The following is a 357-nucleotide window of genomic DNA, read 5'->3' as shown; positions in this document are numbered from 1 at the left end:
GTATTATTTAGGGGCTGTACGGTAATGGTGGAGCTAAGCGGGATCGAACCGCTGACCTCCTGCGTGCAAGGCAGGCGCTCTCCCAGCTGAGCTATAGCCCCATACAGTCACTTACAGATACCTTAATTACTCATCGTTCAGATGAGTCAGCCAATTACTTTCTCATCAAGGCGGAGTCATGCGAAGTTTGCTTGTGCAAACGAGACATGGCGACAACGAAGAGGAGGAAGGAATTGGTAGGCCTGAGTGGACTTGAACCACCGACCTCACCCTTATCAGGGGTGCGCTCTAACCACCTGAGCTACAAGCCTATTAAGGTATTTCTGCTCGTTACTTTCTATCAGACAATCTGTGTGG

The 357-nt window shown here is 49.9% G+C and carries 2 tRNA genes; both read right to left on the bottom strand.

From position 1 onward, the window contains the following. Positions 1-25: 25 nt before the first annotated feature. Positions 26-101 (bottom strand) — tRNA-Ala (locus ACO0U8_RS24240). A gap of 133 nt (positions 102-234) precedes the next feature. Continuing rightward, positions 235-311, bottom strand: a tRNA-Ile gene (locus ACO0U8_RS24235). Between the last annotated feature and the right edge of the window lie 46 nt (positions 312-357).

Source organism: Rahnella sp. EDr1-12 (genome assembly GCF_049206505.1).
Lineage (GTDB): Bacteria > Pseudomonadota > Gammaproteobacteria > Enterobacterales > Enterobacteriaceae > Rahnella > Rahnella rivi.
Note: the sequence above shows the minus strand (reverse complement) of the source record. Positions and strands in the feature narration are given on the sequence as shown.